21 protein-coding genes are annotated in these 21581 nt (G+C 72.7%); 13 read left to right on the top strand and 8 right to left on the bottom strand.

Annotation, left to right across the window (positions count from 1 at the left end; translation table 11 throughout):
* The 4 genes from LG632_RS08115 to LG632_RS08100 all read right to left on the bottom strand — a co-directional run bounded on the left by LG632_RS08115 (position 1) and on the right by LG632_RS08100 (position 4753).
* Positions 1-1656 carry an alkaline phosphatase D family protein gene (locus LG632_RS08115; protein WP_226726170.1) on the bottom strand — a complete coding sequence of 552 codons (1656 nt, stop codon included), beginning with the start codon at positions 1654-1656 and terminating at the stop codon, positions 1-3.
* Positions 1657-1771: 115 nt separating this feature from the next.
* Complete coding sequence (locus tag LG632_RS08110; RefSeq protein WP_226726169.1) at positions 1772-2566, bottom strand: DsbA family protein; 795 nt, start codon at positions 2564-2566, stop codon at positions 1772-1774.
* 49 nt (positions 2567-2615) lie between these two features.
* Positions 2616-3311: a hypothetical protein gene (locus LG632_RS08105; RefSeq protein WP_226726168.1), complete on the bottom strand. Its 696-nt coding sequence runs from the start codon at positions 3309-3311 to the stop codon at positions 2616-2618.
* 107 nt (positions 3312-3418) lie between these two features.
* Positions 3419-4753 carry a DUF2252 domain-containing protein gene (locus LG632_RS08100; protein ID WP_226726194.1) on the bottom strand — a complete coding sequence of 445 codons (1335 nt, stop codon included), beginning with the start codon at positions 4751-4753 and terminating at the stop codon, positions 3419-3421.
* A 182-nt stretch (positions 4754-4935) separates the two neighbouring features.
* On the opposite strand from LG632_RS08100, the gene dnaE reads away from it, so the two are divergent.
* Positions 4936-8475, top strand: coding sequence for a DNA polymerase III subunit alpha (gene dnaE, locus LG632_RS08095; protein ID WP_226726167.1), 3540 nt, complete (start codon positions 4936-4938; stop codon positions 8473-8475).
* 65 nt (positions 8476-8540) lie between these two features.
* Here dnaE and LG632_RS08090 read toward each other — a convergent pair whose 3' ends face one another.
* A complete protein-coding gene (locus tag LG632_RS08090) occupies positions 8541-8708 on the bottom strand; it encodes a hypothetical protein (protein ID WP_226726166.1) in 168 nt (55 codons plus the stop codon).
* A 199-nt stretch (positions 8709-8907) separates the two neighbouring features.
* Between LG632_RS08090 and LG632_RS08085 the strand changes: the two genes are divergently transcribed.
* The 4 genes from LG632_RS08085 to LG632_RS08070 are packed head-to-tail and all read left to right on the top strand — an operon-like array spanning position 8908 to position 12742.
* Positions 8908-10227, top strand: coding sequence for an NYN domain-containing protein (locus LG632_RS08085; RefSeq protein ID WP_226726165.1), 1320 nt, complete (start codon positions 8908-8910; stop codon positions 10225-10227).
* Positions 10228-10246: 19 nt separating this feature from the next.
* Positions 10247-11275: an ABC transporter ATP-binding protein gene (locus LG632_RS08080; RefSeq protein WP_226726164.1), complete on the top strand. Its 1029-nt coding sequence runs from the start codon at positions 10247-10249 to the stop codon at positions 11273-11275.
* Positions 11272-12051 carry an ABC transporter permease gene (locus LG632_RS08075; protein ID WP_226726163.1) on the top strand — a complete coding sequence of 260 codons (780 nt, stop codon included), beginning with the start codon at positions 11272-11274 and terminating at the stop codon, positions 12049-12051. The genes LG632_RS08080 and LG632_RS08075 overlap by 4 nt, the downstream gene beginning before the upstream one ends.
* A gap of 34 nt (positions 12052-12085) precedes the next feature.
* On the top strand, positions 12086-12742 hold the full coding sequence (locus tag LG632_RS08070) for a DUF2567 domain-containing protein (protein ID WP_226726162.1): 657 nt from the start codon (positions 12086-12088) through the stop codon (positions 12740-12742).
* A gap of 32 nt (positions 12743-12774) precedes the next feature.
* On the opposite strand, the gene ybaK is transcribed toward LG632_RS08070, so the two are convergent.
* The 3 genes from ybaK to LG632_RS08055 form a co-directional block, all read right to left on the bottom strand.
* Positions 12775-13269 carry a Cys-tRNA(Pro) deacylase gene (ybaK, locus tag LG632_RS08065; protein ID WP_226726161.1) on the bottom strand — a complete coding sequence of 165 codons (495 nt, stop codon included), beginning with the start codon at positions 13267-13269 and terminating at the stop codon, positions 12775-12777.
* A 77-nt stretch (positions 13270-13346) separates the two neighbouring features.
* Entirely contained in the window at positions 13347-14087 is a 741-nt protein-coding gene (locus LG632_RS08060; protein ID WP_226726160.1) for an LON peptidase substrate-binding domain-containing protein, read from the bottom strand.
* 45 nt (positions 14088-14132) lie between these two features.
* Positions 14133-15734 carry an oxidoreductase gene (locus LG632_RS08055; protein ID WP_226726159.1) on the bottom strand — a complete coding sequence of 534 codons (1602 nt, stop codon included), beginning with the start codon at positions 15732-15734 and terminating at the stop codon, positions 14133-14135.
* A 126-nt stretch (positions 15735-15860) separates the two neighbouring features.
* Here LG632_RS08055 and hisD point away from each other — a divergent pair, with 126 nt between their 5' ends.
* Genes hisD through hisF form a run of 8 tightly spaced genes read left to right on the top strand, consistent with a single transcriptional unit; the run spans position 15861 to position 21577 of the window.
* A complete protein-coding gene (gene hisD, locus LG632_RS08050; RefSeq protein WP_226726158.1) occupies positions 15861-17183 on the top strand; it encodes a histidinol dehydrogenase in 1323 nt (440 codons plus the stop codon).
* Entirely contained in the window at positions 17180-18292 is a 1113-nt protein-coding gene (locus LG632_RS08045; RefSeq protein WP_226726157.1) for a histidinol-phosphate transaminase, read from the top strand. The genes hisD and LG632_RS08045 overlap by 4 nt, the downstream gene beginning before the upstream one ends.
* Complete coding sequence (gene hisB, locus LG632_RS08040; protein ID WP_030209395.1) at positions 18289-18882, top strand: imidazoleglycerol-phosphate dehydratase HisB; 594 nt, start codon at positions 18289-18291, stop codon at positions 18880-18882. Before LG632_RS08045 ends, hisB begins: the two co-directional genes overlap by 4 nt.
* A gap of 2 nt (positions 18883-18884) precedes the next feature.
* On the top strand, positions 18885-19052 hold the full coding sequence (locus LG632_RS08035) for a CG2302 family histidine operon protein (RefSeq protein ID WP_226726156.1): 168 nt from the start codon (positions 18885-18887) through the stop codon (positions 19050-19052).
* Complete coding sequence (gene hisH / locus LG632_RS08030; protein WP_226726155.1) at positions 19049-19684, top strand: imidazole glycerol phosphate synthase subunit HisH; 636 nt, start codon at positions 19049-19051, stop codon at positions 19682-19684. The genes LG632_RS08035 and hisH overlap by 4 nt, the downstream gene beginning before the upstream one ends.
* Positions 19684-20421, top strand: a complete 738-nt coding sequence (gene priA / locus LG632_RS08025; RefSeq protein ID WP_226726154.1) for a bifunctional 1-(5-phosphoribosyl)-5-((5-phosphoribosylamino)methylideneamino)imidazole-4-carboxamide isomerase/phosphoribosylanthranilate isomerase PriA — start codon at positions 19684-19686, stop codon at positions 20419-20421. Before hisH ends, priA begins: the two co-directional genes overlap by 1 nt.
* A complete protein-coding gene (locus tag LG632_RS08020; RefSeq protein WP_226726153.1) occupies positions 20418-20825 on the top strand; it encodes a RidA family protein in 408 nt (135 codons plus the stop codon). The genes priA and LG632_RS08020 overlap by 4 nt, the downstream gene beginning before the upstream one ends.
* Complete coding sequence (gene hisF / locus LG632_RS08015; protein WP_226726152.1) at positions 20822-21577, top strand: imidazole glycerol phosphate synthase subunit HisF; 756 nt, start codon at positions 20822-20824, stop codon at positions 21575-21577. The genes LG632_RS08020 and hisF overlap by 4 nt, the downstream gene beginning before the upstream one ends.
* Positions 21578-21581 lie beyond the last annotated feature (4 nt).

Raw genomic sequence — 21581 nt, 5'->3', positions numbered from 1 at the left:
TCACACCGGGCGGTAGACCCGCTCCACCTTCTGGGTGCCGTTCAGCGTGCGGTACGACCGGCTCCACGCCGAGGTGGCGTTCTGCTGGGTCTTGTCCGACACGACGTAGTAGTCCATCTGGGACGCCTGGGCCGTCACGTCCAGCACGCCGTAGCCGTGCGCGTCCATGTCGAGCCACTTCACGTGCCAGTTGGCCGCCTTGACGGCCGCCTCGGCGACCAGGGAGGCGGTGTCGGCCGGCACGTGCAGGAGGTCGTCGATGTTGTCGGAGGTCACCGACGTCACGACGAACTCGGTGGCGGCCGTGCCCGATCCCGGGTACGTCGCCATGTTCATCGGCACCTCGTTGGCCCAGGCCATGTGGATGTCGCCGGTGAGGAACACCGTGTTCCGGATGCCCCGGTCCTTGAGGTGGTTCAGCAGCTCCTTGCGGTCGTCGGTGTACCCGTCCCACTGGTCCACGTTGACCGCGAGCCCGCCCTCGGGCAGGCCGAGCAGCTTGGCCAGCGGGCCCAGCAGGTGCGCGGGCAGCGAGCCGAAGGCCACCGGCGAGATCATCACCGACGTGCCGACCAGCTTCCAGGTGGCGTCGGACGAGGCCAGCCCCGACTTGAGCCAGTCGAGCTGGGCGCGGCCGGTGATGGTGCGCTCGGGGTCGTCCACCGAGCCGTTGCCGAACTTGGTCTGCTGCGAGCGGAAGCTGCGCAGGTCGAGCAGGTGCAGATCGGCCAGGTTGCCGAAACGCAGCCGGCGGTAGACGGTGCCCGCGACGGAGGGGCGCACCGGCATCCACTCGAAGTAGGCCTGCTTGGCGGCGGCTGCCCGGGCCGCCCACTCGCCCTCGCCGCCCGCGGTGTGGTTCTCGGCGCCGCCCGACCAGGCGTCGTTGGCGAACTCGTGGTCGTCCCAGATCGCCACGACCGGGTGGGCGGCGTGCAGGGCCTGGAGGTCGGGGTCCGTCTTGTAGCGGCCGTGCCGGATGCGGTAGTCGGCCAGGGTGGTGATCTCGTGGCGGGGCTCGTGCTGGCGTACGGCGTACTTCGCCTCGGGGTACCCGCCGCTCTGGTACTCGTAGATGTAGTCGCCCAGGTGCAGGACCGCGTCCAGGTCGGTGCGGGCGGCCAGGTGGCGGTAGGCGGAGAAGTAGCCCGACTCCCAGTTGGCGCAGGAGACCACGCCGAAGCGGACTCCCGGCGTGCTCGCGTCGTGCGCGGCGGTGGTGCGGGTGCGCCCGACCGGCGAGACGGTGCCGCCCGCGGTGAACCGGTAGAAGTAGGTGGTCTGCGGGCGCAGTCCGCGCACGTCGGCCTTGACGGTGTGGTCGGTGGCCGCGCCGGCGGTCACGGTGCCCCGCGCGACGATCCGGGTGAAGCCCTTGTCCTCGGCGACCTCCCAGGCCACTTCGGTGTCCGGGCCCTTGCCCGAGCCGGGCAGGGCGTCGGCGGTGGGGGTCACCCGGGTCCACAGCAGGACGCCGTCGGGCAGCGGGTCGCCCGAGGCGGTGCCGTGCAGGAACGCGGGCGCGGTCGCGGCCGCGTGGGCGGGCCCCGCCAGGGCGGCGGCGAGCGGGGCGAGCGCGGCGGTGGCGGCGGCGGCCTTGACGACCGAACGGCGGCGCGGCGACGCGCTGGGTGAAGAAGGGAGTTGACTGGTCACGACCAAGAACATTACTGACCGGTACGGTTCCAGGAACACCCCCGTGCAGGCGACGGGCGGGCGAACTCCAGGAGTTCGCCCGCCCGTTGGTCCGGACCTGGGAAATCGGCCCAGGTCAGCCCTGCAGCGCCTTGTCGATCGCCTCGGTGAACGCCTGCGCGGTCGACGGGGTCTCGATCTTCTTCCCGTCCATCTTCAAGGTCGGGGTGCCCGTCACGCCCGACTTGTTGAAGGCCTTGGACATCTCCAGCGCCCAGCGGTCGTAGGTGCCGTTCTCGACGGCCGCCTTGAACTCGGCGTTGCCCTTCAGGGCCGGGACCTGGTCGGCGATCTTGAGCAGGTAGTCGTCCTTGGCGAACTTGTCGTCCGTCTCGCTCGGGTGGTTCTCCGCGGAGTACAGGGCGTTCTTGTACGCCAGGAACGCGTCGGGGCCGACGTTCAGCGCGGCGCCCAGGGCGCTCAGCGCGTTCTTCGAACCCTCGCCCTTGGCGGCGTTGTCGATGAAGGTCGCGCCGACGTACTGCAGCTTGAACTTGCCGGCTTCCACGTCCTTCTTGACCTGCTCGCCGACCGCCTGCTCGAACGCGGCGCACGCCGGGCAGCGCGAGTCCTCGTACAGCTCCAGCGTCTTCTTCGCCTCCGGCTTGCCGATGACGACGGTGGTGCCGTTCTCGCCCTCGGTGTTCTTCGGCTTGACCAGCTCCGCCGTGGCGGCCTTCTCCCAGTGGCCCGGCTCGTTCGCCTTGACGACGGCGAAGGCGATGCCGCCGGCCAGGGCCAGACCGGCGACGACCGAGACGCCGGCGACGAGCTGGCGGCGGACCTTGGCCTTCTTCGCCTGGGCCTCGCGCTCGGCGCGCAGCCGCTCGCGGGCGGCCGCCTTGTTGGCCTGGCTGTTACGTGCGCTCATGGTGGTTCTCCGTGGGGTGCTCTGACGGTGGAAAAAAGGGGGGACTGTCCTACGCGGGGGCCCGGCCGAGGCCGAGCACCCCCGCGGGCGGTCCCCGCCGCCCCACGGAGTGGGCGGGGAAACGGGTGCGCGGCCGCGGCGCCGCCGAGGTGCCCCGCGCCGCGCGCGGCGCCGGCCGGACCGCCGGGGCGACCGCCGCCACGGCCAGCCGCAGCGGCCGGAACGCGAAGGCGGCCACCGCCCGCAGCACCTGCCCGAGCGCCCGCTCGCCGTGCCGCAGCCACAGCGCCGCCAGCAGCCCGACCGAGACGTGCGCCCCCAGCAGCAGCCAGGGGGTCCACGGGCCGGGGGAGGTGAGCAGCGCCGCCGCGTCGGCGGGCCCCGCGACGTCGGACAGCGGTCCGCCGACCGGGGCGCCGCCGCACAGCTCCTCCAGGCCGATGGCGCGCAGCGGGCCGGAGACCGGCCCGCCCGCCGGCCCGTAGCAGACGTGCTGGCCGGAGGTGAACACCGTGTCGGCGGCCAGCTCCAGCGGGACCAGGGCCCCGGCGATCGGGCCGAAGCCGCGCTCCCGGCCGGCCAGCGCGAAGGCGATCACGAAGACCCCGGCGAAGGCGCCGGTGACCAGCGCGGGCGGCAGCGGCACCCGGGACATCAGGACGTGCGACCCGGCCGAGAGCAGCACGACCACCGCGCTGAACAGCGCGGCCCGCAACGCCCTGAGCCCGGTCCCTGATATGTCCATCGCCGCGAGTGTGCCACGGGAGCCTGTGAATCCGTGCCCCAGGTCCCGCACCGGCGGCCGCATCCGGCCGGGAACCGGCCCCGGCGGCGCCTGCCGCAACGGCCGGCTCAGCGGACGAGCCGGCCGTTGCGGAAGAGGTCCACGAAGATCTGGTGGTCGGCGCGGGCCCGCGCCCCGTACGCGTGGGCGAAGTCGACCAGCAGCGGGGCGAAGCCCTCCTCGTCGGCGGCGATCGCCGCGTGGATGGCGCGCTCGGTGGAGAACGGGACCAGCGACTGGCCGCTCTGGTCCTCGTCGGCACAGGCGTGCATGGTCGCCGTGGCCCGGCCGAGGTCGGCGACCACGGCCGCGATCGCCTCCGGGTCGTCGAGGTCCGACCAGTCCAGGTCGACCGCGTAGGGCGAGACCTCCGCCACCAGCTGGCCGGCCCCGTCGAGCTCGGTCCAGCCCAGCCACGGGTCGGCGTGCGCCTGCAGGGCCCGCTGGGAGATCACCGTGCGGTGGCCCTCGTGCCGGAAGTACTCCCGCACCGCCCGGTCGGTGACGTGCCGGGACACGGCCGGGGTCTGGGCCTGCTTGACGTAGATCACGACGTCGTTCTCCAGGGCGTCGCTGTGCCCCTCCAGCAGGATGTTGTACGAGGGCAGGCCGGCCGAGCCGATGCCCACGCCCCGGCGGCCGACCACGTCCTTGACCCGGTAGGAGTCCGGGCGCACCAGGGACTCCTCCGGCAGGGTCTCCAGGTACCCGTCGAAGGCGGCGAGCACCTTGTAGCGGGTGGCCGCGTCCAGCTCGACCGCGCCGCCGCCGGCCGAGAAGCGGCGCTCGTGGTCGCGGATCTCCGTCATCGAGTCCAGCAGCGCGAAGCGGGTCCGCGAGCGGGCCGCGCGCAGGGCGTCCAGGAGGGCGCCCTCGGCGGTGTCCAGGGTGAAGGAGGACAGCTCGGACCCGTCACCGTGCTCGGCGCCGGTGGCCAGGTGGTGGATCCGCTCCCGGTAGGCGGCCGCGTAGACGCGCACCAGGCCGCTGATCTGCTCGTCGCTGAGCGCCTTGGTGTAGCCGATCAGGGCGATCGAGGCCGCGAAGCGCTTGAGGTCCCAGGTGAAGGGGCCGACGTAGGCCTCGTCGAAGTCGTTGACGTTGAAGATCAGCCGGCCGTGGGAGTCCATGTACGTGCCGAAGTTCTCGGCGTGCAGATCGCCGTGGATCCACACCCGGCCCGTCCGGTCGTCCAGGTACGGGCCGCCGTGGCGCTCCCGCTCCAGGTCGGCGTAGAAGAGGCAGGCCGTGCCCCGGTAGAAGGCGAAGGCCGAGGCCGCCATCTTGCGGAACTTGACCTGGAAGGCGGCGGGGTCGGCCGCGAGCAGCTCGCCGAATGCGGTGTCGAACACATCGAGTATCTGCTCGGCGCGCTGCTCGTTCGTCGTCTCGGGGACCGCCATGGCGGGTGCCTCCTGGTGCACGGGCTGGTACAGGTTCTGACCGGCGGGACGCCGGTGGAGGTTCTCCTGGTTCTGCAACGGCCCGACCGTACCGCTCGGTGCCCCGGCTCTGTCACTCGTGGGACGTAGGATTCGAAGCTGCCCCGCCTCCCGGCCACCGACCACCCCAGGAGTCCGCCGCCGTGACCAAGACGCCGTTCACGCACCTGCACGTCCACACCCAGTACTCGCTGCTGGACGGTGCCGCGCGGCTGAAGGACATGTTCGCAGCCTGCAATGAAATGGGCATGACGCACATCGCCATGTCCGACCACGGCAACCTGCACGGGGCGTACGACTTCTTCCACAGCGCCCAGAAGGCCGGCGTCACCCCGATCATCGGCATCGAGGCGTACGTCGCCCCCGAGTCCCGGCGCAACAAGCGCAGGATCACCTGGGGCCAGCCGCACCAGAAGCGGGACGACGTCTCCGGTTCCGGTGGTTACACCCACAAGACGATCTGGGCGGCGAACAACACCGGCCTGCACAACCTCTTCCGGCTGTCCTCCGACGCCTACGCCGAGGGCTGGCTGACCAAGTGGCCCCGGATGGACAAGGAGACCATCGCCCAGTGGTCCGAGGGCCTGATCGCCTCCACCGGCTGCCCCTCCGGCGAGGTGCAGACGCGGCTGCGCCTGGGTCAGTTCGACGAGGCGATCAAGGCGGCCTCCGACTACAAGGACATCTTCGGCGAGGGCCGGTACTTCCTGGAGCTGATGGACCACGGCATCGAGATCGAGCGCCGGGTCCGCGACGGCCTGCTGGAGATCGGCAAGAAGCTCGGCATCCCGCCGCTGGTGACGAACGACTCCCACTACACCTACGCCCACGAGGCCGGCGCGCACGACGCGCTGCTGTGCATCCAGACCGGCAAGAACCTCTCCGACCCGGACCGCTTCAAGTTCGACGGCACCGGCTACTACCTGAAGTCCACGGAGGAGATGTACGCCATCGACTCCTCCGACGCCTGGCAGGAGGGCTGCGCCAACACCCGGCTGGTGGCGGAGCAGGTCGACACCGAGGGCATGTTCACCTTCCGCAACCTGATGCCGAAGTTCGACATCCCGGAGGGCTACACCGAGGTCACCTGGTTCCGCGAGGAGACCATGCGGGGCATGCACCGCCGCTTCCCCGGCGGCATCCCCGAGGACCGCATGAAGCAGGTCGAGTACGAGATGGACACGATCATCTCGATGGGCTTCCCGGGATACTTCCTCGTGGTCGCCGACTTCATCATGTGGGCCAAGAACCAGGGCATCGCGGTCGGCCCCGGCCGAGGCTCCGCGGCCGGCTCGATCGTCGCCTACGCCCTCGGCATCACCGACCTCGACCCGATCCCCCACGGCCTGATCTTCGAGCGGTTCCTCAACCCCGAGCGCATCTCGATGCCCGACGTCGACATCGACTTCGACGAGCGCCGGCGCGTCGAGGTGATCAGGTACGTGACCGAGAAGTACGGCGCCGACAAGGTCGCCATGATCGGCACCTACGGCACCATCAAGGCCAAGAACGCGATCAAGGACTCGGCGCGCGTCCTGGGTTACCCGTACGCCATGGGCGACCGGATCACCAAGGCCATGCCCGCCGACGTCCTCGGCAAGGGCATCCCGCTGTCCGGCATCACCGACCCCAGCCACCCGCGGTACTCCGAGGCGGGCGAGGTCCGGGCGATGTACGAGAACGAGCCGGACGTGAAGAAGGTCATCGACACCGCCCGCGGTGTGGAGGGCCTGGTCCGCCAGATGGGCGTGCACGCCGCCGGTGTGATCATGTCCAGCGAGAAGATCACCGACCACGTGCCCGTCTGGGTGCGGCACACGGACGGCGTGACCATCACCCAGTGGGACTACCCGAGCTGCGAGGCGCTCGGCCTGCTGAAGATGGACTTCCTGGGCCTGCGCAACCTCACGATCATGGACGACGCCGTCAAGATGGTGAAGGCCAACAAGGGGATCGACATCGACCTCCTGGCCCTCCCGCTCGACGACCCCAAGACCTTCGAGCTGCTCCAGCGCGGTGACACCCTCGGCGTCTTCCAGTTCGACGGCGGCCCCATGCGCTCGCTGCTGCGCCTGATGAAGCCCGACAACTTCGAAGACATCTCCGCCGTGTCCGCCCTGTACCGGCCGGGCCCGATGGGCATGAACTCCCACACGAACTACGCGCTGCGCAAGAACAAGCAGCAGGAGATCACCCCCATCCACCCGGAGCTGGAGGAGCCGCTGCGGGAGGTCCTGGACGTCACCTACGGCCTGATCGTCTACCAGGAGCAGGTGCAGAAGGCCGCCCAGATCATCGCCGGCTACTCGCTCGGCGAGGCCGACATCCTGCGCCGCGTCATGGGCAAGAAGAAGCCCGAGGAGCTGGCCAAGAACTTCACGATCTTCCAGGCCGGCGCCCGGAAGAACGGCTACTCCGACGAAGCCATCCAGGCGCTGTGGGACGTGCTGGTCCCGTTCGCCGGCTACGCCTTCAACAAGGCGCACTCCGCCGCGTACGGCCTGGTGTCGTACTGGACGGCGTACCTGAAGGCCAACCACCCGGCCGAGTACATGGCCGGCCTGCTGACCTCGGTCAAGGACGACAAGGACAAGTCCGCGGTCTACCTGAACGAGTGCCGCCGCATGGGCATCAAGGTGCTCCCGCCGAACGTGAACGAGTCGGAGTCGAACTTCGCCGCCCAGGGCGACGACGTGATCCTCTTCGGCCTCACCGCCGTGCGCAACGTCGGCCAGAACGTCGTGGACTCGATCATCAAGACCAGGAAGTCGAAGGGGAAGTACAGCTCCTTCCCCGACTTCCTGGACAAGGTCGAGGCCGTGGTCTGCAACAAGCGGACCATCGAGTCGCTGATCAAGGCCGGCGCCTTCGACGAGATGGGCCACACCCGCAAGGGCCTGGTCGCCCAGCACGAACCGATGATCGACAACGTGGTCTCGGTCAAGCGCAAGGAGGCCGAGGGGCAGTTCGACCTGTTCGGCGGCATGGGGGACGAGGAGAGCAGCGAGCCGGGCTTCGGACTCGACGTGGAGTTCTCCGACGTGGAGTGGGAGAAGTCCTACCTGCTCGCCCAGGAGCGCGAGATGCTCGGCCTCTACGTCTCCGACCATCCGCTGTTCGGGCTGGAGCACGTGCTGTCGGACAAGACGGACGCGGGGATCTCCCAGCTCACCGGCGGTGAGCACGCCGACGGCGCGGTCGTCACCATCGGCGGCATCATCTCGGGTCTCCAGCGCAAGATGACCAAGCAGGGCAACGCCTGGGCGATCGCCACGGTGGAGGACCTGGCCGGCTCGATCGAGTGCATGTTCTTCCCGGCCACCTACCAGCTGGTCTCCACCCAGTTGGTCGAGGACGCCGTCGTCTTCGTCAAGGGGCGCCTGGACAAGCGCGAGGACGTGCCCCGGCTGGTCGCGATGGAGCTGATGGTCCCCGACCTGTCGTCCGCGGGCACGAACGCGCCGGTGGTCCTCACCATCCCCACCGTCAAGGTCACTCCTCCGATGGTCACCCGGCTCGGCGAGATCCTCAGCCACCACAAGGGCAACACCGAGGTCCGGATCAAGCTCCAGGGGCCGCGCTCGACCACCGTGCTGCGGCTGGACCGGCACCGGGTGCAGCCCGACCCGGCCCTGTTCGGCGACCTGAAGGTGCTGCTCGGGCCCTCCTGCCTGGCGGGCTGAACGCACGGGACGCCCCCGGCCGGTGCCGGGGGCGTCCTGCGTCGAGCGTCGTTGCGGAGCCGGCCTCAGTTGTGGCCGAACCTCTTCTCCTTGCGCTTGTGCGCCATGTCCATCGGGCTCGGGCCCGAGGAGTGACTCTCGGACGAGGTCTCCGACTGACCCTTGCTCATGTCCTGCTGAGACCGGGGCTGCTGCTTCTGGGAGGGCTGCTGGCGGTTCTTGTTCTTGGCCATGGGGGAGCCTCCTGGGAAGGTTGTAGGGGCCAGGGCCGCCTTCACCCTCACATACCGCCCCGGAGCGCGCATTTTGGATCTTTACCGCGCGTAGCAGGTGGAACCCTTGGTTCCGCCACGCCGGTGATCGAGTTCCGGCCGCCGACACCCCGGCGTTCGGGCAGACTCGGGGGCAACCAAGACCGCTCCCCGAAAGAGGGTGGATCGCGTGGACCGCTGCGTCGTCCTGGTGGACGCCGGCTATCTGCTGGGCGCCGCCGCCAGTCTGCTCGCCGGGGAGCCCTCCCGCTCCCGCATCACCGTCGACCACGCCGCCCTCATCCAGGGCCTGCGCGAGCGGGCCGAGGCCGACACCGAGCAGCCGCTGCTGCGCATCTACTGGTTCGACGGGGCACCCGACCGGGTGCCCCAGCCCGAGCACCGGCGGCTGCGCGTGATGTCCCGGGTCACCGTCCGGCTGGGTGCCCTGACCCGCAGCGACGGCCGCTGGGCCCAGAAGGGCGTGGACGCGGCCATGCACGCCGAGCTCACCGAACTCGCGCGCAACCGGGCCTGCTCCGACGTCGTCCTGGTCACCGGCGACGGGGACCTCCTGCCGGGGCTGATGTCGGCCAAGGAGCACGGCGTCGCCGTGCACCTGTGGGCCGTCCAGGCCGCCGACGGCGACTACAACCAGTCCGAGGACCTGGTGGCCGAGGCCGACGAACGGCGGGTCCTGGACCGGGCCTGGATCACCCGGGCCGTCCGGGCCAAGGACCTGAGCGGACTGTGCCCGCCCCCGCCCGCGCCCCGGCCCGAGATCGCGGCCATCCTGTCGGCCCCGCTGCCGGAAGCGGCCCTCGCCGAGGCCGCGCGCAACGGCTCGGTGCCGGTCGGACCCGGCGTCACCGGCGTACCGGTGGGGCCGCCCCGGAGCACCGCCCCGGACGACGGACCGGGCGACCCGGCCACCCCGGCGCCGGCCCCGGGCCCCGGCAGCAGAGTGCCCACCCCCAAGGACCTGGCCGGCCTGCGCGCGCCCGGCACCGGAGCCGCGCCCGCCCCCGCGCCGACCGCCGCCGGCAGCGCCCTGCGGTGGTCCTCCGACAAGGGCTGGATCGACCGGCCCGGCCCGCTCGGCGAACCGGCCGAGACCGCCTCCCTGCCGACCCTGGCCCAGCTGACCAGCGCGGAGCAGCGCTGGGCCGACCGGGAGGAGGACATCACCACCGTCGGCGGCGACCCCTTCGAGGTCGGCCAGGTGTTCGCCCGGCGCTGGATGGAACGCCTGCCGGAGACCGGCCACCTGCAGAAACTGGCCACCCTCTACCCGCGCATCCCGCACCGGATCGACGGCGAGCTGCTGCGCTACGCCGCCCGGTTCGGCCTGCTCGCGCACAAGGACGACCAGATCGACGAACACGACCGGTACGCCATCCGGGCCGGCTTCTGGCGGGAGATCGACGTCCGGGCCGCGGCAGATCACGTGGCCGCCGCACCGGGCGTCCCGGCCACCCCGGCGGCCGGGGAGGCGCCGTAACCCCGTAGGCTGCTCCCTCGTGAGTACGGGCACAGCACAGGCGGGGCACACCGCGGCAGGAGCCACGGGCGACGCTGTCTGCGTGGTGCGTGACCTGGTCAAGACCTACCCCGCGGTGCGGGCCGGGCGCGGCGCGCCGGCCCTGCCGGAGACCCGGGCGACCGACGGGATCTCCCTGGACGTCCGGCGCGGCGAGATCTTCGGCCTGCTCGGCCCGAACGGGGCCGGCAAGTCCACCCTGGTACGCCAGCTGACCGGCCTGCTGCGGCCCGACTCCGGCACGGTCGAGCTCCTCGGCCACGACCTCGTGCGCCACCCCGAGCGGGCGGCCCGGCTGCTGGCCTACCTCGGGCAGGAGTCCACCGCCCTGGACGAGCTCACGGTGGCCCTGGCCGCCGAGACCACCGGGCGGCTGCGGGGCCTGCGGGCCCGCGAGGCGCGGGCCGCGCGGGACGAGGTCCTGGAGGAGCTGGCCCTGACGCCGCTCGCCCACAAGCCCCTGAAGAAGCTGTCCGGCGGCCAGCGCCGGCTCGCCTGCTTCGCGGCGGCCCTGGTCGGCGAGCGCCCCGTGCTCGTCCTGGACGAGCCCACGACCGGCATGGACCCGGTGGCCCGGCGCGCGGTGTGGTCCGCCGTGGACCGGCGGCGCGCGCAGTGCGGGGCCACGGTGCTGCTGGTCACCCACAACGTGATCGAGGCGGAGACGGTCCTGGACCGGGTCGCCGTCGTGGACCGCGGCAAGGTCATCGCCTGCGACACCCCGGCCGGGCTGAAGGCCCTGGTCTCCGACGAGGTCCGGCTGGACCTGGTGTGGCGCCAGGCGCCGCCGCTGGACGTCCCCGAGGTCGCCGCCCTGCGGCCGAAGGCCACCGAGGCGGGCCGCCGCTGGCTGCTCCGCCTGCCCCAGGACCAGGCCCGCGCGGCGGTCGCCGCGGTGACCGGCGGCCCCGCCTTCGCCGCCCTGGACGACTTCACCCTGGCCACGCCGAGCCTGGAGGACGTCTACCTGGCCCTCGGCGGCCGGACGAAGGGTTTGGTAAGGACATGACCGACCAGTGCGTGGCCCCGGCGGCGCCCCTGGCGCCCCGGGCGCGGCTGTGGCCCGCGCTCGGGGCCGTCTACCGGGCGCAGCTGTCGCGGGCCCGGGTGGCGCGGATCCCGCTGCTGTTCGTGGCCACCTTCCAGTCCGTCGGGATCATGGTCCTGATGCGGGGCGTGGTGGACGGCGGGTCCGAGGCGCGGGCCGTCGTCGCCGGCTCCTCCGTGCTCGTCGTCGCCTTCGTCGCGCTGAACCTGCTCGCCCAGTACTTCGGCCAGCTCAGGGCCGGCGGCGGCCTCGACCACTACGCCACCCTGCCGGTGCCGCCCGCCTCCGTGGTGCTCGGCGCGGCGGCCGCCTACGCCTCCTTCACCCTGCCCGGGACCCTCGTCACCGCCGTCTTCGGCTGCCTGCTCTTCGGCCTGCCCATGGGCGGTCTGTGGATCCTGCTGCTGGTGGTCCCGCTGGCCGGCGCCGCCCTGGCCGGGCTCGGCGCCGCCCTCGGACTGCTCGCCCCGCGCCAGGAACTGGCCACGCTCGCCGGTCAGCTCGGCATGTCCGCCGCGCTGCTGCTCGGCGTCCTGCCGCCCGAGCGGATGCCCGAACTCGTCGTGCGGGCCCGCGACCTGCTGCCCTCCACCTACGGCGTGGAGGCCTTCGCCCGGACCTTCGCCGCCTCGCCCGACTGGGGCGCGGTCGCCCTGGACCTCGCCGTCTGCGGGGCCGTCGGCGTGCTCTCGCTGGCCCTCGCCACCTGGGCGTACCGCCGGGCGGCGGTCCGCTGACGCCCCGCCCGGCGCCACCTGGCACGATGTGGGGGTGACCGAAGCCGTGACCCCGCCGCAGCCGTCCCCCGCCGCACCCGAGCCGACGCCCGAGCAGAACCCCGGGCGGATCACGGCGGCCGACGTCCGCGACGGCGCGGCCGTGGCCCTCGCCGTCGGGGTCTGCGGCCTCCTGCTCGGGGTGCTGTGGGCGTGGCTCGCCCCGCGCATGCGGTTCGTCTCCAACGGACAGGCCGTCTTCCTGGCCGACACCGAGAGCGAGGCCCGCATCGGGGCCGACGGCACCTTCCTGCTGCTCGGCGCCGGCCTGGGCCTGCTCAGCGCGGTCGCCGTCTTCCTGTGGCGCCGCCGCGGCGGGGTCCCGCTGGTCGTCGGGCTGGCCCTGGGCTCGGTCTTCGCCTCGTTGCTCGGCTGGCGCCTGGGGATGCGGCTCGGCCCGTCCCGCGACCTCGCCGCGGCCGCCGCCGAGGCGGGCAAGGGCGTCCCCTTCGACGCGCCGCTGCAGCTGCTGGCGTACGGCGTGCTGCTGGCCTGGCCGATGGTGGCGGTCGCCGCCCACCTGGCCATGACGGCCCTGTGGACCCCGCGCGACCCGGCGCCCGGCCACGAGCTGCCGCCGTACGGCGCCGGCTACCCGCCGCCGCATGTGCACGGCGGCCCGGTCCCGGCGGACAGCGAGCCCCCGCGCTGATCGGGGCGGGCGGGGCGGCGCCCGCCCGGCCGTCAGCCGCGGGCGATCGGGGCCAGCACGGCACCCGTCAGGGCCGCCAGGTCCGTCGGGGCCAGCTCGACCTCCAGCCCCCGCCGCCCCGCCGAGACGCACACCGTCGCCAGGTCCGCCGCCGAGGCGTCCAGGACCGTACGCAGCCGCTTGCGCTGGCCGAGCGGGGAGATGCCGCCGCGGACGTAGCCGGTGGTGCGCTCCGCCAGCGCCGGGTCCGCCATCGCGGCCCGCTTGCCGCCGACCGCCGAGGCCAGCGCCTTGAGGTCCAGCGAACCCGACACCGGCACCACCGCCACGGTCAGTTCGCCGTCCACGTCCGCGACCAGCGTCTTGAAGACCTGCGCGGGGGAGACCCCGAGGGCCTCGGCCGCCTCCTGCCCGTAGCTGGGGTGGGCCGGGTCGTGCGCGTAGGAGTGCACCGTGTGGGCGACCCCCGCCGCCGTGACCGCGGTCAGCGCGGGCGTGCCCGCCGCGGCCTGTCGCTTCTTCGCCATCCGAGGCTCTCGCTCCCGTCGGTCCGGCCGGGGCCGGGACCCGGCCGCAAGCCGGGTCCGGGTCAGGGCCGGTCAGGTCAGTTGGGGTGGGTCGGGGTCCGGGTCAGGTCCGTCATCGGCAGCGACGGCAGGTGCCGGATCACGGCGGTCTCGGCCCGCAGCAGCTTCAGCTCCTCCGCCAGCCGGGTCGCCGTGTCCGGCGCCTGGAGCAGCCGCTGCTTCGACGGGACGTCCAGCACGGCCGCCGCCGCGACCAGGTACGACACCACACTCGGCTCGTCCGGCAGCTCCGAGGCCGACGCCAGCGAGCGCTCCCGCGCCCCGGCCAGCCGCTGCTGGTAGGCGCGGAAGGCCCGCAGCACCCCCTCGGCCAGCGCGCCCGCGCCGTCGCCGGGATCCTCGGCGAGCTCCTCCAGCTCGGCCGTCAGGAACGGCCCGGACGCGTCCACCGACAGCAGCCGCACCCGGGTGGTGCCGGTGGCCAGCACCTCGAAGCTGCCGTCCTCGCGCTCCCGGATGGTCGCGGCGTCCGCGATGCAGCCCACCCGGTGGAACGCCTGGATGGGGTCGGGGCCGAAGCCGGCCGCGGGCCCCTTCTCCGGCAGGGCGGTCTGGTCGGGCATCCCCGGCGCCGTCGGCGCCACCTCACGGCCGTCGCGGATCGCGACGACGGCGAACCGGCGGGGTTCCTCGTCGCCCGTCCGCAGCAACTCGCGCATCATGGCGCGATAACGCTCCTCGAAGACGTTCAGCGGGAGCACGAGTCCCGGGAACAGCACCGAGTTCAGCGGGAACAGGGGCAGGCGAACGGTGGTCACGACGCACAGGGTAATGGGCCCGCGACCCGCCGAGCCCCTCGCGGTCTACCCCCGGCGCAGCAGCCGGGACGCCCCCGCCGCCACCGTCGTCGCCAGGATCCACCCCAGCATGACCAGGGCCGAGCCCGCCCACTGCCACGGTCCGGTCAGCCGCCAGAACCCCTGCTGGCCGAGGTCGACCACCGGCAGCAGCAGGTCGAGGGCGAACAGCGTCGGGTTCCACTCGGGCGACTCGCCCGGCTTGATCGCGGAGGGCCGGTGGCCGGAGAACAGCAGCGCCCCCGCCGCCCACAGCACCGCCATCCACATGGCCGCCCGGCCGGGCCGGTACCCGTAGGCCACCGTCCAGTCCTGGAGGTACCCCCACAGCTTGGCCGCCGGTGGCAGCGTGCGCCGGCGGCGGCGCTGCTTGGCCAGCAGCACCTCCCGGGCGTCGGCGTCCTCGCCGCTGGCCCGCAGCACGCTCGCCAGCCGCTCGTAGGGCTCCGGCGAGTACTCCGGCGTCGCCGCCTCCAGCCAGGCCAGCCGGCGGCCCAGCGGGAAGTGGCCGCGCGGGGCGAGGTTCTCGTAGACGAACCCCTCGATCGACAGCCGGCCCGGACCCGGCCAGCTCGTCGACAGGTCGACCAGCTTGACCACCTTCGCCCCGGACACCACCACCCGGCCGCGCTCCGGCCCCTCCCCGACGAAGCGGAACTCGGGGGTCTGGATCCGCCGCAGCGACACCTCCTGGTCCTCGTCGAGCACGAACCGGGCCCCGTAGAAGTCGACCGCGTCCCCGAACCGCCCGTCGTCCAGCCGCAGCCCGCCCCGGCACTCGAACGGCCGGACCCGCCCGCCCCGGACCGGCGCCGGGGTCTGGCCCAGCCCGAACGGGGGAGTGGAGGTCGGGTCGCCGCCGGTCGCGTCCAGGGCGACCGAGGTCAGGTACAGGGTCCGCTCGACGGTCAGCTGCGGCGCGTTCAGCGCACGCCGGCCGTACGGATTGGCCAGCCGCGCCCCGCGCAGGCTCATCGACACCCCGACCTTCGCCCCGCGCAGGCTGACCTCGCCGTGCGTGGTCAGCAGCTCGGCCTGGAAGTCCTGGGCCACCGACATCCCGTCGGCCGACAGCGCCTTGCCCTTGCTGTCGCGCTCCAGCACGGCCTGGCTGATCAGCAGGTCCGTGCCGATCTGCGCGTCCGTCAGGCGGATCCCGCGCGCCACCCGGCAGCGCGGCAGGTGCAGGTCGCCCTCGGTGTGCAGCCTGGCCGCGTCCAGCCGGGGGATCGCACAGCTGATCATGCGCAGGGTGCCGAACCGGGTCTCGGAGAGCTGCACCTCGCGGTCGAAGCGGCAGGACTGGAGTTCGACGTACGGGTCGACGGTGCCGCCCGAGAGGTCCAGCCGACCGGTGATCCGGGCCCCGCGCAGCTTCAGCGAGGACACCCGGCCCGGCAGCGGCGGCGGGCCGTGGAGCAGCAGCAGGCCCACAACGTCCGCGCGGACGGTGCGCTCCGGGCCCCAGACCCGGTCCGACATCGGGTCGTCCTGCGCCGGGATCCGGCTGCTGAGATCGCATACGCGACCGAACCGGAAGGCCTCCCACATCCGCCGCTCGGCATCCGTCAGGTCCGCCGGCTGCACGTCGGTGCGCACCTCGGTCATGGCGGTCCCCCCTCCGCTCGTCACCCCGTGTACTCGAACGCTAATGCCCGGCAGTGACAGCCGGGGCGCGTATCAGCCAGTGATACGGAGAGACGGTGGTGGGAGGCGGTCTGAGAGAATTGGGGCGTGATCTCTCGTATCGACCTGCGCGGTGACGCCCTCCCCGAGGGCGGCGCCCTGCGCGACCTGCTGCCCCGTGCCGAGTTCGACGTGGAAGCCGCCCTGGAGAAGGTGCGGCCCATCTGCGAGGACGTCCATCATCGGGGCACGGCGGCGCTGATCGAGTACGCGCAGAAGTTCGACGGGGTCACCCTGGAGCAGGTACGGGTGCCCGTCCGGGCCCTGCACGACGCCCTGGAGCAGCTGGACCCCGCGGTCCGCGCGGCCCTGGAGGAGTCGATCCGGCGCGCCCGGACCGTCCACGCCCAGCAGCGCCGCGCCGAGCACACCACCCAGGTGGTCCCCGGCGGCACCGTGACCGAGAAGTGGGTCCCGGTCGGACGCGTCGGCCTGTACGCCCCCGGCGGCCGGTCCGTGTACCCCTCGTCCGTGGTGATGAACGTGGTCCCCGCCCAGGAGGCCGGCGTCGAGTCCGTCGCGCTCGCCTCCCCGCCGCAGGCGGAGTTCGGCGGCCTGCCGCACCCGACCATCCTGGCCGCGTGCGCGCTGCTCGGCGTGGACGAGGTGTACGCCGCCGGCGGCGCCCAGGCGGTGGCGATGTTCGCGTACGGGACCGAGGAGTGCGCCCCGACGAACATGGTGACGGGCCCCGGCAACGTCTGGGTGGCCGCCGCCAAGCGCTACTTCACCGGGAAGATCGGCATCGACACCGAGGCCGGCCCGACCGAGATCGCGATCCTCGCGGACTCCACCGCCGACCCGGTGCACGTCGCCGCCGACCTGATCAGCCAGGCCGAGCACGACCCGCTGGCCGCCGCCGTCCTGGTCACCGACTCCGAGGAGCTGGCCAAGGCCGTCGAGACCGAGCTGGAGACCCAGGTCGCCGCCACCAAGCACGTCGAGGACCGCATCAAGCCGGCCCTGGCCGGCAAGCAGTCCGCGATCGTCCTGGTCGACGACCTGGAGGCGGGCCTGCGCGTGGTCGACGCGTACGGCGCCGAGCACCTGGAGGTCCAGACCGCCGACGCCGCCGCGTGGGCCGCCCGGGTCCGCAACGCCGGCGCGATCTTCGTCGGCCCCTGGGCCCCGGTCTCCCTCGGCGACTACTGCGCCGGCTCCAACCACGTCCTGCCCACCGGCGGCTGCGCCTGCCACTCCTCGGGCCTGTCCGTGCAGTCCTTCCTGCGCGGCATCCACATCGTCGACTACACGCGCGACGCCCTCGCCGAGGTCACCCACCACGTGGTGACGCTGGCCGAGGCCGAGGACCTGCCGGCGCACGGCGCGGCCCTCAAGGCCCGCTTCGGATGGAAGGTGCCGACGGCATGACCGGTTTCGGCCTCGACGACCTCCCCCTGCGCGACGAGCTGCGCGGCAAGTCCCCGTACGGCGCCCCCCAGCTCGACGTGCCCGTGCAGCTGAACACCAACGAGAACCCGTACGAGCTGCCCGAGCCGCTCGTACGGCGGATCGCCGAGCGCGTCGCCGAGGCGGCCCGCACCCTCAACCGCTACCCCGACCGGGACGCGGTGGAGCTGCGCACCGAGCTCGCCGCGTACCTGACCCGCACCGGCAAGCACCCGGTCGGCAAGGAGAACGTCTGGGCGGCCAACGGCTCCAACGAGGTCCTCCAGCAGCTGCTGCAGGCCTTCGGCGGGCCCGGCCGCACCGCGATCGGCTTCGAGCCCTCGTACTCCATGCACGCGCTCATCGCCCGCGGCACCGGCACCGGCTGGATCTCCGGTCCCCGCCGGGAGGACTTCACGATCGACGTGGCCGCGGCCCGGCGGGCCATCGCCGAGCACGCGCCCGACGTCGTCTTCATCACCTCCCCGAACAACCCCACCGGCACCGCCGTCGACGCGGGGACGGTCCTCGCCCTGTACGAGGCCGCGCAGGCCGCCAAGCCCTCGCTGGTGGTCGTGGACGAGGCGTACGTGGAGTTCTCCCACCGGGACTCCCTGCTGCCCCTCATCGAGGGCCGGCCGAACCTGGTGGTCTCCCGGACCATGTCCAAGGCCTTCGGCGCGGCCGGCCTGCGCCTGGGCTACCTCGCCGCCCACCCGGCCGTCGTGGACGCCGTCCAGCTGGTGCGCCTGCCGTACCACCTGTCGGCCGTCACCCAGGCCACGGCCCTGGCCGCGCTGGAGCACACCGACACCCTGCTCGGCTACGTCGAGCAGCTCAAGGCCGAGCGCGACCGGCTGGTCGCCGAACTGCGCGCCATCGGCTACGAGGTGACCGAGTCCGACGCGAACTTCGTGCAGTTCGGGCGGTTCGAGGACTCGCACACCGCCTGGCAGCGGATCCTCGACCAGGGCGTCCTGGTCCGGGACAACGGCGTACCGGGGTGGCTGCGGGTCACCGCCGGCACCCCGCAGGAGAACGACGCGTTCCTGGAAGCGGTTCGCGCACTGAAGAAGGAGCAGCAGGCATGAGCCGCATCGGACGGGTGGAACGCACCACCAAGGAGACCTCGGTCCTGGTCGAGATAGACCTCGACGGCACCGGCAAGGTCGACGTGTCGACCGGCGTCGGCTTCTACGACCACATGCTCGACCAGCTCGGCCGCCACGGCCTGTTCGACCTGACCGTCAAGACCGACGGCGACCTGCACATCGACTCGCACCACACCATCGAGGACACCGCCCTGGCCCTGGGCGCCGCCTTCAAGCAGGCCCTCGGCGACAAGGTCGGCATCTACCGCTTCGGCAACTGCACCGTGCCGCTGGACGAGTCCCTCGCCCAGGTCACCGTCGACCTCTCCGGCCGCCCGTACCTCGTGCACACCGAGCCCGAGAACATGGCGCCGATGATCGGCGCGTACGACACGACGATGACGCGGCACATCCTGGAGTCCTTCGTCGCGCAGGCGCAGATCGCCCTGCACGTCCACGTCCCGTACGGCCGCAACGCGCACCACATCGTGGAGTGCCAGTTCAAGGCGCTGGCCCGGGCCCTGCGCTACGCCAGCGAGCGCGACCCGCGGGCCGCCGGCATCCTGCCCTCGACGAAGGGCGCCCTGTAGTCGTGAACGGCCTGTCCACCGTCCTGATCGTCGTCGGCCTGTTCCTGGCCGGCGGCGTCTACTCCTTCCACAAGCAGCAGCTGCCCAAGTCGGTGGTCCTGCTGCTCGCCATCGGCTCCGCGATGTGTCTGGTCGCCGGGGTCCTGCGCATCCGAGGAATCTGGGAATGAGCAAGAAAGTAGTCGTCTTCGACTACGGCTTCGGCAACGTCCGCTCCGCCGAACGCGCCCTCGCACGGGTCGGCGCGGACGTGGAGATCACCCGCGACTACGACCAGGCGATGGACGCCGACGGCCTCCTGGTCCCCGGCGTCGGCGCCTTCGCCGCCTGCATGCAGGGCCTCAAGGCCGCGCGCGGCGACTGGATCGTCGGCCGCCGGCTCTCCGGCGGCCGTCCGGTCCTGGGCATCTGCGTCGGCATGCAGATCCTCTTCGAGCGGGGCATCGAGCACGGCGTGGAGACCGAGGGCCTCGACGAGTGGCCCGGCACGGTCGAGCCGCTGCGCGCCCCGGTCGTCCCGCACATGGGCTGGAACACCGTCCGCGCCCCCGAGGACAGCCAGGCCTTCGCCGGGCTGGACGCCGACGCCCGCTTCTACTTCGTCCACTCCTACGCCGTGCGGGACTGGACCCTGGAGATCGGCAACCCCAACATCCGGGCCCCCAAGGTCACCTGGGCCACGCACGGCGAGCCGTTCGTCGCCGCCGTCGAGAACGGCGCCCTGTGGGCGACGCAGTTCCACCCGGAGAAGTCCGGGGACGCCGGCGCCCAGCTCCTCACCAACTGGATCGAGACCCTGTGATGACCGCGACCGCGAAGACGCTCGAACTCCTGCCCGCCGTGGACGTCCGCGACGGCCAGGCGGTCCGCCTCGTGCACGGCGAGTCCGGCACCGAGACCTCCTACGGCTCCCCGCTCCAGGCGGCCCTGGCCTGGCAGTCCGCCGGCGCCGAGTGGCTGCACCTGGTCGACCTCGACGCCGCCTTCGGCACCGGGGACAACCGCGCCCTGGTCGCCGAGATCACCCGGGCCATGGACATCAAGGTGGAACTGTCCGGCGGCATCCGCGACGACGCCACGCTCGCCGCCGCCCTGGCCACCGGCTGCACCCGGGTCAACCTGGGCACCGCCGCGCTGGAGACCCCCGAGTGGGTCGCCAAGGTCATCGCCGAGCACGGCGACAGGATCGCCGTCGGCCTGGACGTCGTCGGCACCACCCTCAAGGGCCGCGGCTGGACCAGCGAGGGCGGCGACCTCTACGAGACCCTGGCCCGGCTGGACTCCGAGGGCTGCGCCCGGTACGTCGTCACCGACATCGGCAAGGACGGCACCCTGACCGGCCCCAACCTGGAGCTGCTGCGGAGCGTCTGCGCCGCCACCGACAAGCCGGTCGTCGCCTCCGGCGGCGTCTCCTCGCTGGACGACCTGCGGGCGCTGTCCGGGCTGGTCGGCGAGGGCGTCGAGGGCGCGATCGTCGGCAAGGCGCTGTACGCCAAGGCCTTCACCCTTCAGGAGGCGCTGGAGGTGGTCTCCGCATGAGCGCGCCCGACAACGGCGTCCGGCGGATCTCCTCCGGCGGCCCCTGGGAGGACGTGATCGCCTACTCCCGCGCGGTCGAGCTGCCCGGCGGCCTGGTGCTGGTCTCCGGCTGCACCTCCGTGGTCGACGGGGCCGTGGCCTACGGCAACCCGTACGAGCAGACGATCAACGCCTTCAACGTGGCCCTCGGGGCCCTCGCCCAGGTCGGACTGGGCGCGGAGCACGTGGTCCGCACCCGGATGTACCTCACCCACGCCCGGGACGTCGACGAGGTGGGCCGCGCCCACAAGGAGCTCTTCGACGCGGCCCGCCCGGCCAGCACGATGGTGATCGTGGCCGGGCTGGTCGACCCCAACCTGGTCGTCGAGGTCGAGGTCGAGGCGTACCGAGGAGGTGCGGCATGACGCTGGCGGTACGGGTGATCCCCTGCCTGGACGTGGACAACGGCCGGGTGGTCAAGGGCGTCAACTTCCAGAACCTGCGCGACGCCGGTGACCCGGTGGAGATGGCCAAGCTCTACGACGCCGAGGGCGCCGACGAGCTCACCTTCCTGGACATCACCGCCTCCTCCGGGGACCGAGAGACCACCTACGACGTGGTGCGCCGCACCGCCGAGCAGGTGTTCATCCCGCTCACCGTGGGCGGCGGCGTCCGCACCGCCGAGGACGTGGACAAGCTGCTGCGGGCCGGCGCCGACAAGGTCGGGGTGAACACGGCGGCCATCGCCCGCCCGGAGCTGATCCAGGAGATCGCCGAGCGGTTCGGCCGGCAGGTGCTGGTCCTGTCGGTCGACGCCCGCCGCACGCCGTCGGGCTCGTTCGAGGTCACCACGCACGGCGGCCGCCGGGGCACCGGCATCGACGCCGTCGAGTGGGCGCACCGGGCGGCCGAGCTGGGCGCCGGGGAGATCCTGCTGAACTCGATGGACGCCGACGGCACCAAGGACGGCTACGACATCGAGATGATCGCGGCGGTCCGCAAGCACGTGAGCGTCCCGGTGATCGCCTCGGGCGGCGCCGGCAGGCTCGGCGACTTCGCGCCGGCGGTCGCCGCCGGCGCGGACGCGGTGCTGGCGGCCTCCGTCTTCCACTTCGGCGACCTGCGCATCGGCCAGGTCAAGGACGCCCTGCGCGAGGCCGGCCACCCGGTGCGCTGACCCC

Origin of the sequence: Streptomyces antimicrobicus, from assembly GCF_020532625.1 — a bacterium.
GTDB classification, from domain to species: domain Bacteria; phylum Actinomycetota; class Actinomycetes; order Streptomycetales; family Streptomycetaceae; genus Streptomyces; species Streptomyces antimicrobicus.
Note: the sequence above shows the minus strand (reverse complement) of the source record. Positions and strands in the feature narration are given on the sequence as shown.

Coding starts and splice junctions, on each gene's coding strand:
- priA (WP_226726154.1), top strand. CDS start 19,684: ATGACCGCGACCGCGAAGACGCTCGAACTCCTGCCCGCCGTGGACGTC.
- ybaK (WP_226726161.1), bottom strand. CDS start 13,269: ATGGCGAAGAAGCGACAGGCCGCGGCGGGCACGCCCGCGCTGACCGCG.
- LG632_RS08105 (WP_226726168.1), bottom strand. CDS start 3,311: ATGGACATATCAGGGACCGGGCTCAGGGCGTTGCGGGCCGCGCTGTTC.
- LG632_RS08055 (WP_226726159.1), bottom strand. CDS start 15,734: ATGACCGAGGTGCGCACCGACGTGCAGCCGGCGGACCTGACGGATGCC.
- hisF (WP_226726152.1), top strand. CDS start 20,822: ATGACGCTGGCGGTACGGGTGATCCCCTGCCTGGACGTGGACAACGGC.
- LG632_RS08100 (WP_226726194.1), bottom strand. CDS start 4,753: ATGGCGGTCCCCGAGACGACGAACGAGCAGCGCGCCGAGCAGATACTC.
- hisB (WP_030209395.1), top strand. CDS start 18,289: ATGAGCCGCATCGGACGGGTGGAACGCACCACCAAGGAGACCTCGGTC.
- LG632_RS08075 (WP_226726163.1), top strand. CDS start 11,272: ATGACCGACCAGTGCGTGGCCCCGGCGGCGCCCCTGGCGCCCCGGGCG.
- hisH (WP_226726155.1), top strand. CDS start 19,049: ATGAGCAAGAAAGTAGTCGTCTTCGACTACGGCTTCGGCAACGTCCGC.
- LG632_RS08020 (WP_226726153.1), top strand. CDS start 20,418: ATGAGCGCGCCCGACAACGGCGTCCGGCGGATCTCCTCCGGCGGCCCC.
- LG632_RS08090 (WP_226726166.1), bottom strand. CDS start 8,708: ATGGCCAAGAACAAGAACCGCCAGCAGCCCTCCCAGAAGCAGCAGCCC.
- LG632_RS08045 (WP_226726157.1), top strand. CDS start 17,180: ATGACCGGTTTCGGCCTCGACGACCTCCCCCTGCGCGACGAGCTGCGC.
- LG632_RS08110 (WP_226726169.1), bottom strand. CDS start 2,566: ATGAGCGCACGTAACAGCCAGGCCAACAAGGCGGCCGCCCGCGAGCGG.